17 protein-coding genes are annotated in these 13,765 nt (G+C 43.2%); 5 read left to right on the top strand and 12 right to left on the bottom strand.

Annotated elements, in window-relative coordinates; genetic code table 11:
• The first annotated feature begins 1 nt into the window (after position 1).
• Positions 2 to 757 carry a hypothetical protein gene (locus BRC29_00560; protein ID PSG98602.1) on the top strand — a complete coding sequence of 252 codons (756 nt, stop codon included), beginning with the start codon at positions 2 to 4 and terminating at the stop codon, positions 755 to 757.
• A gap of 129 nt (positions 758 to 886) precedes the next feature.
• Here the strand turns inward: BRC29_00560 and BRC29_00555 are convergent, their stop codons facing one another.
• The 3 genes from BRC29_00555 to BRC29_00545 form a co-directional block, all read right to left on the bottom strand.
• The gene (locus tag BRC29_00555) at positions 887 to 1,636 is read right to left on the bottom strand and encodes a hypothetical protein (GenBank protein ID PSG98601.1); all 750 of its coding nucleotides are present in this window, start codon (positions 1,634 to 1,636) and stop codon (positions 887 to 889) included.
• A 90-nt stretch (positions 1,637 to 1,726) separates the two neighbouring features.
• A complete protein-coding gene (locus BRC29_00550) occupies positions 1,727 to 2,098 on the bottom strand; it encodes a hypothetical protein (GenBank protein PSG98600.1) in 372 nt (123 codons plus the stop codon).
• A 220-nt stretch (positions 2,099 to 2,318) separates the two neighbouring features.
• The gene (locus BRC29_00545; GenBank protein ID PSG98599.1) at positions 2,319 to 3,407 is read right to left on the bottom strand and encodes a hypothetical protein; all 1,089 of its coding nucleotides are present in this window, start codon (positions 3,405 to 3,407) and stop codon (positions 2,319 to 2,321) included.
• A 245-nt stretch (positions 3,408 to 3,652) separates the two neighbouring features.
• Between BRC29_00545 and BRC29_00540 the strand changes: the two genes are divergently transcribed.
• Positions 3,653 to 4,390, top strand: coding sequence for a hypothetical protein (locus BRC29_00540; protein ID PSG98598.1), 738 nt, complete (start codon positions 3,653 to 3,655; stop codon positions 4,388 to 4,390).
• Here BRC29_00540 and dnaJ read toward each other — a convergent pair.
• Complete coding sequence (gene dnaJ / locus BRC29_00535; protein PSG98597.1) at positions 4,383 to 5,465, bottom strand: molecular chaperone DnaJ; 1,083 nt, start codon at positions 5,463 to 5,465, stop codon at positions 4,383 to 4,385. The genes BRC29_00540 and dnaJ overlap by 8 nt on opposite strands.
• A gap of 81 nt (positions 5,466 to 5,546) precedes the next feature.
• Positions 5,547 to 7,472, bottom strand: a complete 1,926-nt coding sequence (locus BRC29_00530; GenBank protein PSG98596.1) for a molecular chaperone DnaK — start codon at positions 7,470 to 7,472, stop codon at positions 5,547 to 5,549.
• A 120-nt stretch (positions 7,473 to 7,592) separates the two neighbouring features.
• Between BRC29_00530 and BRC29_00525 the strand changes: the two genes are divergently transcribed.
• The gene (locus tag BRC29_00525; protein PSG98595.1) at positions 7,593 to 7,997 is read left to right on the top strand and encodes a hypothetical protein; all 405 of its coding nucleotides are present in this window, start codon (positions 7,593 to 7,595) and stop codon (positions 7,995 to 7,997) included.
• Positions 7,998 to 8,004: 7 nt separating this feature from the next.
• Here BRC29_00525 and grpE read toward each other — a convergent pair whose 3' ends face one another.
• Entirely contained in the window at positions 8,005 to 8,508 is a 504-nt protein-coding gene (gene grpE / locus BRC29_00520) for a nucleotide exchange factor GrpE (protein PSG98594.1), read from the bottom strand.
• A gap of 77 nt (positions 8,509 to 8,585) precedes the next feature.
• On the opposite strand from grpE, the gene BRC29_00515 reads away from it, so the two are divergent.
• A complete protein-coding gene (locus BRC29_00515; protein ID PSG98593.1) occupies positions 8,586 to 9,059 on the top strand; it encodes a hypothetical protein in 474 nt (157 codons plus the stop codon).
• A 608-nt stretch (positions 9,060 to 9,667) separates the two neighbouring features.
• Here the strand turns inward: BRC29_00515 and BRC29_00510 are convergent.
• The 6 genes from BRC29_00510 to BRC29_00485 all read right to left on the bottom strand — a co-directional run bounded on the left by BRC29_00510 (position 9,668) and on the right by BRC29_00485 (position 13,138).
• Positions 9,668 to 10,423 carry an exonuclease gene (locus BRC29_00510; GenBank protein ID PSG98592.1) on the bottom strand — a complete coding sequence of 252 codons (756 nt, stop codon included), beginning with the start codon at positions 10,421 to 10,423 and terminating at the stop codon, positions 9,668 to 9,670.
• Between the two features lie 39 nt (positions 10,424 to 10,462).
• Complete coding sequence (locus BRC29_00505; GenBank protein ID PSG98591.1) at positions 10,463 to 10,660, bottom strand: histone; 198 nt, start codon at positions 10,658 to 10,660, stop codon at positions 10,463 to 10,465.
• Positions 10,661 to 10,875: 215 nt separating this feature from the next.
• The gene (locus BRC29_00500; protein PSG98590.1) at positions 10,876 to 11,532 is read right to left on the bottom strand and encodes a hypothetical protein; all 657 of its coding nucleotides are present in this window, start codon (positions 11,530 to 11,532) and stop codon (positions 10,876 to 10,878) included.
• A gap of 403 nt (positions 11,533 to 11,935) precedes the next feature.
• Complete coding sequence (locus BRC29_00495) at positions 11,936 to 12,295, bottom strand: hypothetical protein (protein PSG98589.1); 360 nt, start codon at positions 12,293 to 12,295, stop codon at positions 11,936 to 11,938.
• A 24-nt stretch (positions 12,296 to 12,319) separates the two neighbouring features.
• Positions 12,320 to 12,784 carry a hypothetical protein gene (locus BRC29_00490; GenBank protein PSG98588.1) on the bottom strand — a complete coding sequence of 155 codons (465 nt, stop codon included), beginning with the start codon at positions 12,782 to 12,784 and terminating at the stop codon, positions 12,320 to 12,322.
• A 168-nt stretch (positions 12,785 to 12,952) separates the two neighbouring features.
• Entirely contained in the window at positions 12,953 to 13,138 is a 186-nt protein-coding gene (locus BRC29_00485; GenBank protein PSG98587.1) for a hypothetical protein, read from the bottom strand.
• Between BRC29_00485 and BRC29_00480 the strand changes: the two genes are divergently transcribed.
• Positions 13,137 to 13,697, top strand: a complete 561-nt coding sequence (locus tag BRC29_00480; protein ID PSG98586.1) for a hypothetical protein — start codon at positions 13,137 to 13,139, stop codon at positions 13,695 to 13,697. The genes BRC29_00485 and BRC29_00480 overlap by 2 nt on opposite strands.
• Positions 13,698 to 13,765: the final 68 nt, after the last annotated feature.

Below are 13,765 nucleotides of genomic sequence, written 5' to 3'. Positions count from 1 at the left end.
CATGAAAAAATTTCTCACACTGCTTACAGCTCTAATGCTAGCCACGGGATCAGTCTCAGCTATATCTATGGGAACACCGGATCAGCCGACTGAAGACACTGATTTGAAAATTACAGGCAGTTTCCACGGCAACGCAGATCCTGACACGGATTCCGATAAAGGCATAGATACAAGTTTGGACGCAGAAGTTCGGGAATCAAACACATCGCTTGACGTGAACGTCGGCAGCTCCGAGAACAGAACCAGTAAAAACAAGACTACCGAAGAAGGCTCAGAGAAAAACGATTCTGGAGAAAGGCAAAACAGCTCCAAAATAGATCAAAGAAAACAAGACACTGCAGCAGCGTTAGAACTCAGGATTGAGATAGCGAAAGACAACTTGGCGGAAGCAAAGGCAGAGCTGAGAGAATCCGAAAGGAAATACGGTAATAACAGTGAGAATAGAGAAGCTCGAAGGGACATAGAGGAAAGTGAGAAACGGCTAGAGAAAGCCGAAAAGGACAAAGAAAAGCTGGAGAATGCATCCACCCAGGAAGAAATCGAATCAATAAGCGCCAATGCCTCAAATGAGCTTGAAAACTCGAACAGTAACTTACAGGACGCTCAGAAGAGCCTGGAAAACGCCCGGAACAGTTATTACCAAAACCTTGGATTGATTGCAGGGCTGATTGCGGTAATGGGTGGTGGAGGATTCCTATACTACAAGATCCCTAGAAAAGACGAAGAAGGAGAAGAAAGTCCCTCTGGAGAAGGCTGACTGATTTTGTAAGAAAACTACTTAGAACATATCTAGACTTGCCGTTTTTATTTCGTTGTCCTGAACTTTCTTGATCCTCTCCGCAATCCCTCAACCTTCATATCTCCCTACTGAATTTTCTGTTCCAAATCAGATAAGGAGCGATAAGGCGAATCCTGCAAAAGCACCTATGCATATCAGCGGTGCTGCTGGAACCATCTTCTTCCGCATGGCAGCTTTCAGAGTCAGGAGCCCGATGAGGGAGCCACCAGCTGTCAAAATCGATGTCTGTAAACCGTACTCAAGTACCGTGATCGCAAATATTAGTGGAACAATAGCATCACCGCCACCTAAAACCCTTGAACCGATCTTGAATCCAGGGAAAGAGCTTCTATCAGTCTCCTGAGCCAGAGGTCCCATAAAACCGGTTTTCACCGCTATAACATCATAAACCATATACAGAACCACGAAGATTGCGGCGTTCTGAACGGTTAGCACTATTCCCATTATGGTCGCGGCACCGGCAAAACATACCGACAGCAAAGCACTTGTGACAAAATCAGACTCCGAGAAATGAATTGCCATCAGGAGCGCTGTCACGAGCAACATCGTCGCTCTAACACCGAGAAAGCTGTCGAACACGATGAAAGATGATAGAGCATAGACTGTGTATATCCAGAGATCGGCTGCTCCGTACATCTTTTTCCCGTATATATATCCCATCAGAAGTGCGGATACGCCAACTATTGCAATCATGATCCATGGTACTGATCCCTGAGATACCGGAGTAGATGAAATATTACGGAATTTAAGCCTGTAAGCCGTTAGAAGACCAAGTATCTGGGTCGTGGCGAATAGAACCAGCATCTGGAGATCTTCTTCGATTTTTTCAGTTTCCATACACTATGGATTCGAATCCATCAACTAAAAAGACCCTTCAAATAGCGACAGTAGAGTTCCAATGTCAAAAAATGTCCGTGAAAGGCTGTTCTAGTTTCCTAGTAGTTCAACCTCGTATCCTTCCGGATCCTTTACGAAGGCGTAGTTTCCAGGGCATTCCTTTGGTGGCCGATAGTCTTTTCCTCCCGCCTCTACCGCTTTATCGTAAGCTTCTTGCAGAGTCATATCCTCAGGTGTTCGGATTGCTATATGACCGAATCCCTCTCCCTTTCCATATTCTCCGTCTTCACCATGGTTATACGTTAGTTCCAGTTCTGCTGTCTGTCCAGGATGTCCTATGAAATATAGGGTGAATGAATCGTTCACTGATTTCCTCTTTAGTTCCATGCTGAATGCTGCTTCATAAAATTCAATCATCTGTTCTGGTGAGCCGGTTCTCAACATCGTGTGTGCTAGTTCCATAGATAATATTTACAGTAGATATTTTTTGGATGTTTTCCTTAGTTTTGTGACAGCATGTTTACTCATTCAAGTTTCCCTATGTTGAGCATTAAAGCAGTTAATGCCGTTAGAAATAGCGTGGACGGCGTCGATAAGATCAAGCACCCTATGTGGGATACTTACAGTTATGCGGTCGTAAACCGGTGAAAAAAATTCTCATTTATCTGTGTTGTAGTCGAGCTTAGAACTGGATATCTGTGCTATCCGGTCGATTGTTAATACCTAGTCCCCTGAGCATAGGATTGTAGCCCTCACATATAATCCGTGAGACTATGTGACCGGCACCTGGTGCCTGCATTATTCCGTGACCGCTGAAACCGCATGCATGTATTATCCCTTTGTTCTCAGATATTATTGGCACCCGGCTTTCAGTCATTGCATAAAGTCCTGTCCAACTATCTACAATTGTTGCATTAGAGAGACTGTTGTCTATATTTGATGCAGCAGATCGGAATTTTTTGTTCCAATCCTCATCGATAGATAGTGAAAATGAGCTTGGATCGTTCTCATCATATCTGTCCATTCCATCTAGAAGGTTGCCTCCAGCAAGAAGAGTTCCATCCTCGTCCGGGAGTATGTAAGCTCCTGTATCTATGTCAACCGTAAGAGGAGTATCTGGATCTACTGATCTATCCATTTTTGATAGTCTTCGTCTTGTATTCTTTATTGGAAGGTTAGTATCAACCATCTTTGCGACTTGACCAGCCCAAGCACCTGCTGCATTAACAACATAATCAGATCTCAATTTACCATCTTCACATAAGACATCCCACTGGTCGCCCCCCCGTTTTAAATCCAGTACCTGCGTATCTGTGCACACTGATATATCAGACTTATTTATTTTGTTTTGTAGAGCTGATACTATCTTATTTGGTGAAGCCAACCCTGAGTTAGGAAGATAGAGACTAAAACTATAGTTTGATAGGCCTAAGTTGTCGATACCCTTTGTTTTAGTTTTGCCGGGATTTATCTCCGAGTTAAAACCGTTTATATGCTGTTTTTGAGATTGTTTGTTCAGCGTTTCACGGGTTTGTTGATTGTTTGTTAAGAACAGATATCCGTTTCTCCTAAAGCCGATCTCCTGACCGAGTATTGGCTCCGCGTTTGACCAGAAACGTAGTCCGCGCCTGGCAAGCTCTAAGTTTGTATCGTGTCGATATAACGTCCGCATTCCACAGCCTGCAGCTGCTGTCGACTTCGATCCTAAAGAATTTTCCTTCTCCAAGATACGTATGTTCAAGTTATCCGACTGAGGGTGTTCATCAAGCATTACTGCCGTAGATAATCCGATTACCCCGCCTCCAATGATGGTTACAGTAACCACATTTTCTAACTATGTCGTTTATGATATAAAATTAGTTACAGACACTTCGGCCTCTTGTTTTGACCAAAAAAATTTGCTTCTACCTCTTTTTTGATCTTGTTAAGTGTTTATCGTCTATCAACAGGCTGATTATTACCACAACACAGAGTTAGTAGTACCATTTAAAGAGTTAATAATAGATTTATTTGGTGATGGTTGAGGCAACAATATTCGGAAGTCTGATCTTAACATCTTTGATTTCGGCTATCGGAGGATTTATGCTCTACATATCCGATGACAATTTTGAGAAAGTAACTCCATACTTGATATCTCTCTCAGCTGGAACAATATTTGGAGGAGTCTTTATACACTTGGTATTCCGGTTAGCGAACAAGTTTAACTATGGTAGAATAACCGGACTGCTGATAATTGCCGGTATGATGGGCTCTTTCGTACTTGAAAGAATGTTTCACTGGCACTGCCACCATAGCGGAAATCACAAAGAACCTTTGCCATACGTCCTGGCTGCCGGAGACTCAGTTCATAATATTCTGGACGGAATTCTTATCGCTACAAGCTTCTTAGCATCAGGTTCCGCCGGTATAGCAGCGACAATCGCTGTGGTTGCGCACAAGATTCCAAAGGAGCTCGGGGATTTCGGTGTTATGGTTGACTACGGTTTCTCCAAACTGAAGGCTTTGGGGGTAAACATTGGTATCAGCGTCTTTATGTTTATCGGTGCTGGACTGGTTTTAGGTCTATCACAGCTTTCGGGAGCTACAGTACCGGTTCTGCTGCCTCTTGTGGTTGGAAACTTTGTCTTTATAGCAGGAAGTGATCTGCTGCCCGACTTCAAGGGTAGTGAGAACTGGATCACACATCTAGTCGTGTTTTCGCTTGGTGTGGGAATAATGTACTCGATCCCGTACATCAAGGCGGCGGTCAGCTGATAAAGTCCTTAACAGTCTCAAAGAAGGTTTTATCTTTCTCTCCTTCTAACCTCATTTCCTCAAGAACCTCTCTCTGCTCTTCCGTTAATTTTTCCGGAACGTGAACATCTATTTTGACATAGAGGTCTCCTTTGTTTCTCATTCTTCTCTGTGTGGGCATACCTTTGCCCTGGATCCGCAACACCTGACCGGGTTGTGTGCCTTTAGGGATATCAAGCTGTATATCTGAGTCCGGGTGTTCGAGTTCTACTTTTGTCCCGAGCGCGGCATCCCCAATCCCTACCGTTAAAGTTGTGAAGAGGTCCTCATTCTTTCTCTCGTAGATTTCGTGTTCCTCAAGATTAATGTAGAGAAATAAGTCACCGCTTTCACCGGAGACTGATCTGTTCCCCTCACCGGACATTCTGAGCCTTTGACCGTCTTTCACTCCAGGAGGTATATCCACTGTTATCTTATTTTCCTTTTCCTTCAATCCGTTTCCGTTGCATTCAGAGCACTTTGTTTCCGGTATTTCTCCCCTCCCATCACATTTGGGGCATTCGGTCACCGACCTTGCTCTACCCAGCGGAGTTCTCTGGACCTGTTCTACCTTTCCTCTTCCTGAGCATCTGGAGCATGTTGAACTGTTTTTGTTTTCGGCTCCCGTGCCGTCACAGTTAGAACATTTTACTTTTCGATCGACTTCAAAGGTTTTCTCAACCCCTTTATACGCTTCTTCCAGCGTTATACTAGTCTGCATCTTGAGATGGTTTCCTTGATTCCTCTCTCGGCCACCGATTCCTCCTCCGCCGAATATCTGCTCGAAAATATCCTGAAAGTTGGAAGCAGCTCGGCGCTGACCTCTGCCGGCATGACCTTCTACTCCTTGTTCTCCGAACCGATCGTATTTCTTTCTCTTATCCTCATCCGAAAGAACATCGTATGCCTTATTTATCTTCTTGAACTTCTCCTCGTCCGCAGTATCAGAGTTAGAATCAGGGTGATACTTTTTGGCCTTTTTACGATAGGCCTTCTTTATCTCGTCCTGAGAGGAGTCTTCGCTCACGCCGAGAAGCTTGTAATATTTTTTTGTCAATGTATATTCACAAGAGTTTGATCAAATTAGGCTCCGATTCGGTAGCTTCTGAAAGGTTTTAGGAGGGAAAGAGGAGATGATTTATTCCTCCTCTTCGTCGCCAGTATCTACTTCTTCGTAGTCGGCATCAACTACCTCGTCGTCTCCAGAATTGCCTGGTGCTCCGCCCATGTTCATGTTCTGGGCTGCTTGTTTGAGGTCTTCCTCGCTCATGTTGCTTGGGTCAAAGCCCCCTGCTCCGGGGCCTCCGGCCTGATCTCCGTAGATTTCCTTACCGATTTCCTGTAGCTCTTCTTGGAGATTTTCGATTGCTTCTTCGATTTTCTCAGTGGCTTCTTCCAGGTCATCCATCTCTTCTGCTTCTTCTTTTTCCTCTTCCAGTTCTTCAATTGCGTTCTCTACTGATTCGATGATTGAGTCATCGTCGACTTTGTCTCCGTGTTCTTCTATCTGTGTTTCTGCCTGACTGATCGTGGAGTCAGCCTGGTTCTTGGCCTCAATAAACTGCCTTCTTCTCTTGTCTTCTTCTTCGTGTTTCTCTGCTTCTTCCTTCATATCTTCTATTTCTTCATCATCTAATCTAGAGGCATCATCAATTGTGATTGATGCTTCTTCCCCTGACTCCTGTTCTTCCGCTGAGACGTTCAGTATTCCATCTGCGTCAATCTCGAATGTTACTTCGATTCTTGGCTGTCCGGCCGGCGCCGGCGGAATTCCCTCAAGGTTGAACTGTCCAAGTGATTTATTGTCCTTTGCCATCTCTCTTTCACCCTGGACAACATGGACTGTCACCATTGACTGGTTGTTCTGTGCGGTGGTGAAGGTCTTTGACTCTTCTGCAGGGATAGTGGTGTTTTTCTCAATAAGTGTCTCCTTCAATCCTCCCTTCACTTCTACTCCGAGGGATAGCGGTGCTACGTCCAGCAGTAGAATGTCATCCATTTCACCTGAGATGCTTCCGGCTTGGACTGCTGCGCCTTCTGCTACGGCTTCATCTGGACTGACCTCTTTGTTTGGCTTCTGACCTGTGATTGCCTGGACGTGTTCTCTTACCGCCGGGACTCTGGTTGTACCTCCAACGAGGATCACCTCACTTATCTCGGCTTTTTCGATTTCTGCGTCCTGTATCGCTGTTTCGGTAGGATCTGTCGTTCTCTGGATGAGTTCGTTTACCAGTTCTTCAAACTTGGAACGGGTCAGTTCGTAATCTATATTATATGTTTCCCCGTCTTCCTGGTGAATGAAAGGTATGTTTATCTTAGTGGACTTCCTGGATGAAAGCTCCTTCTTCGCTTCTTCCGCGTTCTCCCGGATTCTCTGCATTGCTTCATCGTTCCCGGATAGATCGATATTATTTTCTTCCTCGAACTTTTCTAGTACCCATTCAACGATTTTCTGGTCGAAGTCGTCACCTCCTAGATCGTTATCTCCTTCTGTTGATTGGACTTCGTAGATCCCGTCACCCATCTCAAGTACGGTAACGTCGAATGTTCCCCCACCGAAGTCATATACAAGCACCGTCTGCTCCTTTTCGTCATCAAGTCCGTATGCCAGTGAAGCGGCGGTAGGCTCGTTCAGTATCCTTTCAACTTCAAGTCCTGCGATCTCTCCGGCATCCTTTGTTGCCTGTCTCTGTGTATCGTCGAAGTGAGCTGGGACGGTGATAACTGCTTTCTCGACATCTTCTCCAAGCTTCTCCTCTGCATCGTTTTTTAGTTTCTGGAGAATCATTGATGAGATTTGCTGAGGAGTATATTCCTCCCCTCCAAGCTCCACCTCGTGTTCTTCTCCCATGTGTCGCTTAATAGAATTTACCGTGTCCTCCTCGTTGGTCAGCATCTGGTTTTTCGCCGGTTTCCCAACCAGTCTCTCTCCATCGTCGAAAGCCACTATTGAAGGTGTTATCCTTTCTCCTTCCGAGTTTTCCAGAATTTTTGGTTCTCCATTTTCGATTGATGCTACTGCGCTTCTAGTTGTTCCAAGGTCAATACCGATTATCTTTCCCATTTAGAATCACACCTATGTTTTTGTATACAACAATAAAAATTTTTAAACGATCCGATAAATCAATGCAGAATCATTGAGCCACGAAACTGTTTTAATATCTAAGATTTTATGTTGACTCTCATGGTAAATCTGGAAGACTTTGAGGAGTACATACAGAGGAACGGCGAATGGGAGATGTACCGGCCGATACTCTGCCAGTTTATAGCAGGTATAGATAAAGTGCCAGAGGATGTTTACGGAGCTGAACAGGTTCAGGATGTATTTCCTCATGGAGAAACATATATGCCGGATACTGGAATGACAGCCAAAGAAGATCCAATGCCGGATCCAGTTTGGAGTTCTAGAGAAGAATTCGAATCGTATGTAGAGGATATCGTGGAGTACAATATTTTGGAAGCGGATATAATAAATTTTGATGAAGATTCGATAGAGGACGAGATAGTAGGTATACAACTGAACGATGGTCTTAAAGGTCGTGATGTATATTCAATGATCAGTAAAATTGATTCAAGTCTTCAGAATTGAATTGGGCTCATTCCTCTTTATCTGACTTTCCTACAACCACTTCGGCTTCCCTTAGGACTTTATCGTAGAACTTGTATCCTTTTCTTTTCTGTTCTAGTATCCTGTTCTCCTTACTGTGTTCTCTGGTTTCGACCGCTTTGTGCATCTTGGGATCGAACTCTTCTCCTTCAGCGTTTATTCTTTCTAACCCTTTCTTCTCCAGTTTCTCATAGAGTTGGTCCGAAACCATTTTGACCCCCTTTACTATACCTGAATCGGCTTCAGCTGAAGCTATCGCTCTCTCTAGATTGTCAAGTACCTCAATCAGTTCTTCGGCCAGCTCTTCTTCAGCCTGTTTCTGCCATCTTTGCTTTCTTTCATCTTCTTTTTTCCTGTAGTTTTCGAAGTCAGCCTTAGCTTTCTTTGCCTTTTCCTCAAACTCTTTTCTTTCTTTCTCAAGTTCTACGCCTTCTTTTTCAAGCTCTTCTAATGCTTCTACAAGCTTTTCCTTGGAAAGGTTGTTGTAGTCCATATCTAGTCTACTTTGTTGAATATTTTTAACCGGTTCCGGTCGTAATTTTATTATACCTCCTTTGTTAGACACTAAATATGTCGGAAGATCAACATCCTTTTGTCGATGAAGAAGCCAGGAAATCTACTACCATAGTCACAAAGCATTCATTAGCTATACCTGAGGAAGAACAAAAATACAAGAAAAGCGAGAGAGCATGGAACTGGGAGAAAATTGTAGATCTTTTCTTCCCACATGAGCAGTCCCCAAAGAGAAATAAGTATGCCAAGATCTTTCTGAGAGAGTTGAAGAAGGAGGGAGAAATTGGTTCGAAAAAACTAAACAGCTTCGATGAGTGGGGGCATGAGAAAGGCAAGTCCAACCTTAAGAACAATATTCTTCCCAAATTGAGGCGTTTAGGAATTATCAAGTATGAATACATGGAATTCAGGGGAAGAAATGAAGGGAAGAAGGGTAGAAGGAAGATTATTAAGCCGGCAAAGTCTTTCACCTCGATACTTGATTCGATGGCGAACGGATGGGTTGCGTTCGAGTCAGCTGCCCTGGATTAAAAAAGAAAGGGATTTTTACAGAGGTTCTTAGTATTGTTTGTTCCTCTGTTAGCCGGAGGTGTGGAAAAGCATTAACTCTGGCTTGGAAATAAAACGAATGTTCTCCGGCATCCCTTTTCTAAAGCGCTGTTGCTGTTAGTACCGTTGCTTCTGAGCTGAGCTGTGTCCTTGGTACATTGTTTCTTTCCGCCTGAGCTTGGAGCTCGGCTTCGAAGTTGCGTGTGTTTGCGTTAATTGTTGACACCTGGTGTGGAGTGATCTCGAGTTGTCAAGTTTGGAAAATGTTTTGGAGGATGACCGCTACCTTGCAAGCAACAGTCATCCCCTGGATTTTTCCCTACGGTGTGGAGATAGCAGGTGAGTGGAAAAACCCTGTTCAGTTGTTTTGGTTTTTTGCGGTCGGCTCGAGAATGGCTCCGATTTGGGAGCCAAGGCGTCATTCCGCTTTACTCTGCTAGGATGCCAATAATATTGAAGAATTTGTTGGACTTAGCCTTGGCCCTATTATAGCTGTAGCTCACCGGCATCATATGCATTCCGGATTCGTTGTTTAGGACCATTTTTGACACTATGCCATAGTTGAGCTCAGACTCTTATAAATATTTCCTCTATTGCCTAATGTGAGGCCGATAAAAACGGCTTTCGAGTCTCTCATGAATGATTTCAGCCAGTTCCTGGAGATTCCGGGCATCGTATCCGTTGTATTCTACAAGTTTGTCTAGCGCGTCCTCGTTGTTCTTGTTTTCATACTTTTTCCACAACCTGACGGCTTCCCGACCATCGACATCCTCAAGATCCCTGTCGATTCCTATCTGTTTTTCGATCTTCTTCAGCCCGCCGGAAAGACCGATCCTCTTGCATGGATACATAAGATCAAGATGAGTAGTATCTACGTCTAGATCAAAACTGTGCTCTAGGAAGGGCTGATCGAACTTCTTCCCGTTGAAAGTCACCAGCATACTCGAATTGGAGATCTCTCTTTGAATATTCTCTCGTGTCAGGTTCTGACCTCTTACCAGTGTTCGGGTCTCGCCGTTTCTATGAAAAGCAATAGTTGTCACCCTGTTCCGGCTCTTGTCCAGACCGGTTGTCTCAATGTCGAAAAAACAAGCATCCTCCTCGAAGTTTCTATATGCTCTCCACAGACTCTTATTCGGTAGCTTGTCTCCGAAGAAATAACTGTTGCCTACCTTGAGATTCTTTCTTGCCTTTTTGAGAAAACCTTCCAAGGTTTCACGCCTCGTATTTCCTATCGCATTCGTCTGTGATACTTCGTCCCAGTGGGTTACATTGTTTTTCCATAGTTTCTGCTCTGTTTTCTCTCCGATTCCTGGTGCAAGAATAAAACTGTTCTCCAACTTCATAGTAAAAAAGAAAATAGTGAAATAGAGTTAAGAAAGATTTTACTGAGAAGCTTTGACGTCGTCAGCTTGCACTGTCTTCCGTCCTGCGTGAGAAGCGAATTCCTTTGCCTCTCTTGCTCTGTCCTCAGCATAATCTTCCAGCTCATCTCTGAGTTCCTCTACTGCTCCTTCTGAAACTCTATGAGCTCCTGCCTGTTTGATGATTCGCTTTACTGGTGCAAGTGGTAGTTCTGCCATGTTTGTTCACCTCCTTGTACAGAATAAGTATTTATCCTATTATAGGGTATATCTAGCTTGCTTATAAAAACACTGTAAACTTAACACTTGTGCATATCATAAATATATCCGATCGGTAGTTCTTTCAGCTATCCAGCTGTTTAAAACACACCAAATGCCGAGAAAAGATTGAAGAAGGTAGAAGAAATAAATTGGAAGCCGGCTGGGCCGTTCAGTTACAGCTGTTTCATCTCAACGTCTATTTCTCCCTTAGTGTCGGCTATGGCGTAGTAGCCCTCCATGACAGGGCCAGGATTGACTACAGTAGTTTCTGAGATCTCATCACGCCCTCTCGACTCATGGATGTGACCGGTCAGAATAAGCTCGAACTTTTTATCCTCGATGATTTCCCTTACTTCCTGACTTCCAACATGATCCCCATCAGCCATATCGAGCTGAGAATCGACAGGTGGTTGATGGATAACTCCGAATTTTCTATCGGCCTTCATCCTATCGTAGAGGGTTTCCATAGCGTTCTTGATCTTGGCACCTTCAGGTTCGAACGGTGTCCCGAACGGTGTTATGCCTCCTCCGAAACCTACCGCCTCGAAATCCTCAAAGCTCGCGATCTTCTTGTGGATATTCATCCTTCTCTGGATCAACTCTCGTACACATTCCTCTTCCGGATCCATGTTTCCGGGAACGGCTTTCGTCATAACTCCCTGTTTTTCAAATACATCGAGAACTTTGTCCAGCTGCGCCTTATAATCGTCGAATTCGTTCGCATCGCTTAGATCCCCTGCGCAGAGAACCGCGTTATAATTTTCTCTCTCAATAATTCTCTCTAGGTTTTCAGTGTCGCCGTGGATGTCAGTGATCAGTAGCAGTTTCATATTATGTTATGGCTGATGTAGAGATTTAATTTATTTGCATAATCAGAGGTTTGATTCAAATCCCGGTCCTGCCAACTGCATATCTCCACGATTCTAAGAAATCCCGAAACTGCCACGGATATTCTCGATTTAAATCAAAAAGAATTTTCAGCTTATTTTACATTATCTCAGACTGTGAAGAGCAATGGGAAAGAGTCAAAAGATGGTTCGAGAAAGTAGAAAGAATAGAGGATGGAGGAACTTATTCAGTATGCCCCATGACAGTTCCGAGGACTCGTATAGTACAGACTTCATTACTTCTGTATTCCGGCCTTATTTAGATAATTAAATTAGTTGAAAAATTTTCAAAATATATTTTTCCATAGTACTGTAAAAAATCGCGATTGAAGTTCAAAATAAATCTTTATCTATTCTTCCAGTGAACTTGGACTTCTCCTTCTTCATCTCGGAATTTCACTTCCCAAGGTTCAGGACTTTCAATTTCATCAGCCTTCCCCTTAGGCACTAAACCGAATACAGATTCCGATTCATAGTCTCTTTGGCCAAGTTCTGGCACTTGTTCGTATCTCCAGTCTGAACCCTCGTCATATACAAGTCCTCGTTCTTCTACTTTATCCTCTAATTCTTCATAGTCCTCTGCTCCAAATTCTTCCAGAGGATTCTCATATTGTTCGTCCAGAAAACTTATTATTTCAGATTTATTCCAATTTGCAGTCCTTTCCTTTCTCTTCTTCAGGAGCCTCATAGCAAGGATTTGAATCATTCATGATATATTCATCTTTTTAGATTAAATTCCGGCTTCTTTGAAGGCTTTTGACATATATGCATTTATTCCAATATTTGAACTTGTGCTCTCATAGTTTTCTTCCATTCCTGTCATGGTGATGTCGCATTGTTTTCCATCTCCGTCTTCTGCCTGAAGTTTGAATTCATAACTAATTCCGTCTTCTGTTACAGCTTGACTTTTTAATCGGAATTCACCCGAATAACTATCTCTAGTTTCCCAAGGTTCTAAACTTTCAGGGTCAAGCAGACCATCTCCATCATCATTATCGAGCCAAGGAGTGGCCGAACGCTGGGCTTCTCCTTCTACTACACCTTCAAGATATTCTGCTGCCGTATAAACCTCAACCTCACCATTTAAGAAAAATTCTTCATGGCTCTGTGATACCGTAACTTCTCCTTCTAGAGTATTTAGGAATTCCACCATTCCTTTGACAGATACAGGACCAAAGTATTCATCAACAGTCATGTTTGTCACTTACTTATCACAACTTAAATGTTTTTTGGTATAAACGGCCGCGTTTAAAATTTGTATTTTTTGTGGTCGGAGGTTCTCCAAAACTAGTATATATCGTGTTCAAAACTCTTTTCTTAAACACAGCTAGTGGAAACCGTGGAATCCAGAAACTTCCATTTATTATCTCTTGATTTCGGTTCCAATTCTGGCCCTGGCAATTGCATATCTCCAGGTTTCATTGTGTCCCGGAAACTGGCATGTAACCTTCGACAGATTTAACAGGAAAAATGAATTATTTCTAAATGTGAGGTTATTCAAACCGTTTTGGTTGTTTTTGGGAGGAATATTAATTCTATCCGCTGTCATGGCCCAATCCAACTCAACGGCCAACAACACAGATTCTGGTATTGAGCTTGATTATACGCTACCAGATAAAACCACAGACTTCTGCAGGTCAAAGATAGACAGAATGGGAGAAAAATATGAGCAGAGGATAAGAGAAAATCCAGAAAATGATTTGGAGTTAAGACAGGAATTTTATGAGAGGGTTCCAGACAAGCTTGAAAGCTGTAAGCCCCCTCCTACCTTGGTAAATATTTCTGATAGACCTGATTCAATACCTGAAGAGTGCGGGAACCGTCTCAAAAGCCTGAATCAAGAGATTATGAACGAAACAGATGCCGAAATAGGTTCAGTAATACCAGAAAAATACAGAGAGGAGTATGAGAAGAGGCTTAAAGGGTGTGTGGCATCAGGAGCACTACAAAAACTGGAAAAAATCTTCAAAAATAAGTTAATGGAAAGCGATAATCCGGACTTCCTGATTGATACTCTAGAGGGATTTTTCGATAGAGTGATTGAAATAGTATTGAAAAACCCTGAAAAGGCAGAAAATATAGAAATAAATTCGTCAGTTAAGAATTAGGAATAAGGTCGGAACATGTCCTGCCAATTGTATATTACCACATTTGATAGGAATCCTGTTCCACAAAG

It is taken from the genome of Nanohaloarchaea archaeon SW_7_43_1, from assembly GCA_003009795.1.
GTDB lineage: Archaea > Nanohalarchaeota > Nanosalinia > Nanosalinales > Nanosalinaceae > SW-4-43-9.
This window is presented reverse-complemented; position numbering and strand designations above follow the sequence as displayed.

What these genes read in the sequence shown, in the direction of transcription:
- BRC29_00500 (PSG98590.1), bottom strand. Translation starts at nt 11,532, where the DNA reads ATGAAACTGCTACTGATCACTGACATCCACGGCGACACTGAAAACCTA.
- BRC29_00545 (PSG98599.1), bottom strand. Translation starts at nt 3,407, where the DNA reads ATGCTTGATGAACACCCTCAGTCGGATAACTTGAACATACGTATCTTG.
- BRC29_00495 (PSG98589.1), bottom strand. Translation starts at nt 12,295, where the DNA reads ATGATTCAAATCCTTGCTATGAGGCTCCTGAAGAAGAGAAAGGAAAGG.
- BRC29_00485 (PSG98587.1), bottom strand. Translation starts at nt 13,138, where the DNA reads ATGACAGCGGATAGAATTAATATTCCTCCCAAAAACAACCAAAACGGT.
- BRC29_00490 (PSG98588.1), bottom strand. Translation starts at nt 12,784, where the DNA reads ATGACTGTTGATGAATACTTTGGTCCTGTATCTGTCAAAGGAATGGTG.
- BRC29_00480 (PSG98586.1), top strand. Translation starts at nt 13,137, where the DNA reads ATGGCCCAATCCAACTCAACGGCCAACAACACAGATTCTGGTATTGAG.
- BRC29_00515 (PSG98593.1), top strand. Translation starts at nt 8,586, where the DNA reads ATGTCGGAAGATCAACATCCTTTTGTCGATGAAGAAGCCAGGAAATCT.
- grpE (PSG98594.1), bottom strand. Translation starts at nt 8,508, where the DNA reads ATGGACTACAACAACCTTTCCAAGGAAAAGCTTGTAGAAGCATTAGAA.
- BRC29_00560 (PSG98602.1), top strand. Translation starts at nt 2, where the DNA reads ATGAAAAAATTTCTCACACTGCTTACAGCTCTAATGCTAGCCACGGGA.
- BRC29_00555 (PSG98601.1), bottom strand. Translation starts at nt 1,636, where the DNA reads ATGGAAACTGAAAAAATCGAAGAAGATCTCCAGATGCTGGTTCTATTC.
- BRC29_00550 (PSG98600.1), bottom strand. Translation starts at nt 2,098, where the DNA reads ATGGAACTAGCACACACGATGTTGAGAACCGGCTCACCAGAACAGATG.
- BRC29_00510 (PSG98592.1), bottom strand. Translation starts at nt 10,423, where the DNA reads ATGAAGTTGGAGAACAGTTTTATTCTTGCACCAGGAATCGGAGAGAAA.
- BRC29_00505 (PSG98591.1), bottom strand. Translation starts at nt 10,660, where the DNA reads ATGGCAGAACTACCACTTGCACCAGTAAAGCGAATCATCAAACAGGCA.
- BRC29_00540 (PSG98598.1), top strand. Translation starts at nt 3,653, where the DNA reads ATGGTTGAGGCAACAATATTCGGAAGTCTGATCTTAACATCTTTGATT.
- BRC29_00530 (PSG98596.1), bottom strand. Translation starts at nt 7,472, where the DNA reads ATGGGAAAGATAATCGGTATTGACCTTGGAACAACTAGAAGCGCAGTA.
- BRC29_00525 (PSG98595.1), top strand. Translation starts at nt 7,593, where the DNA reads ATGGTAAATCTGGAAGACTTTGAGGAGTACATACAGAGGAACGGCGAA.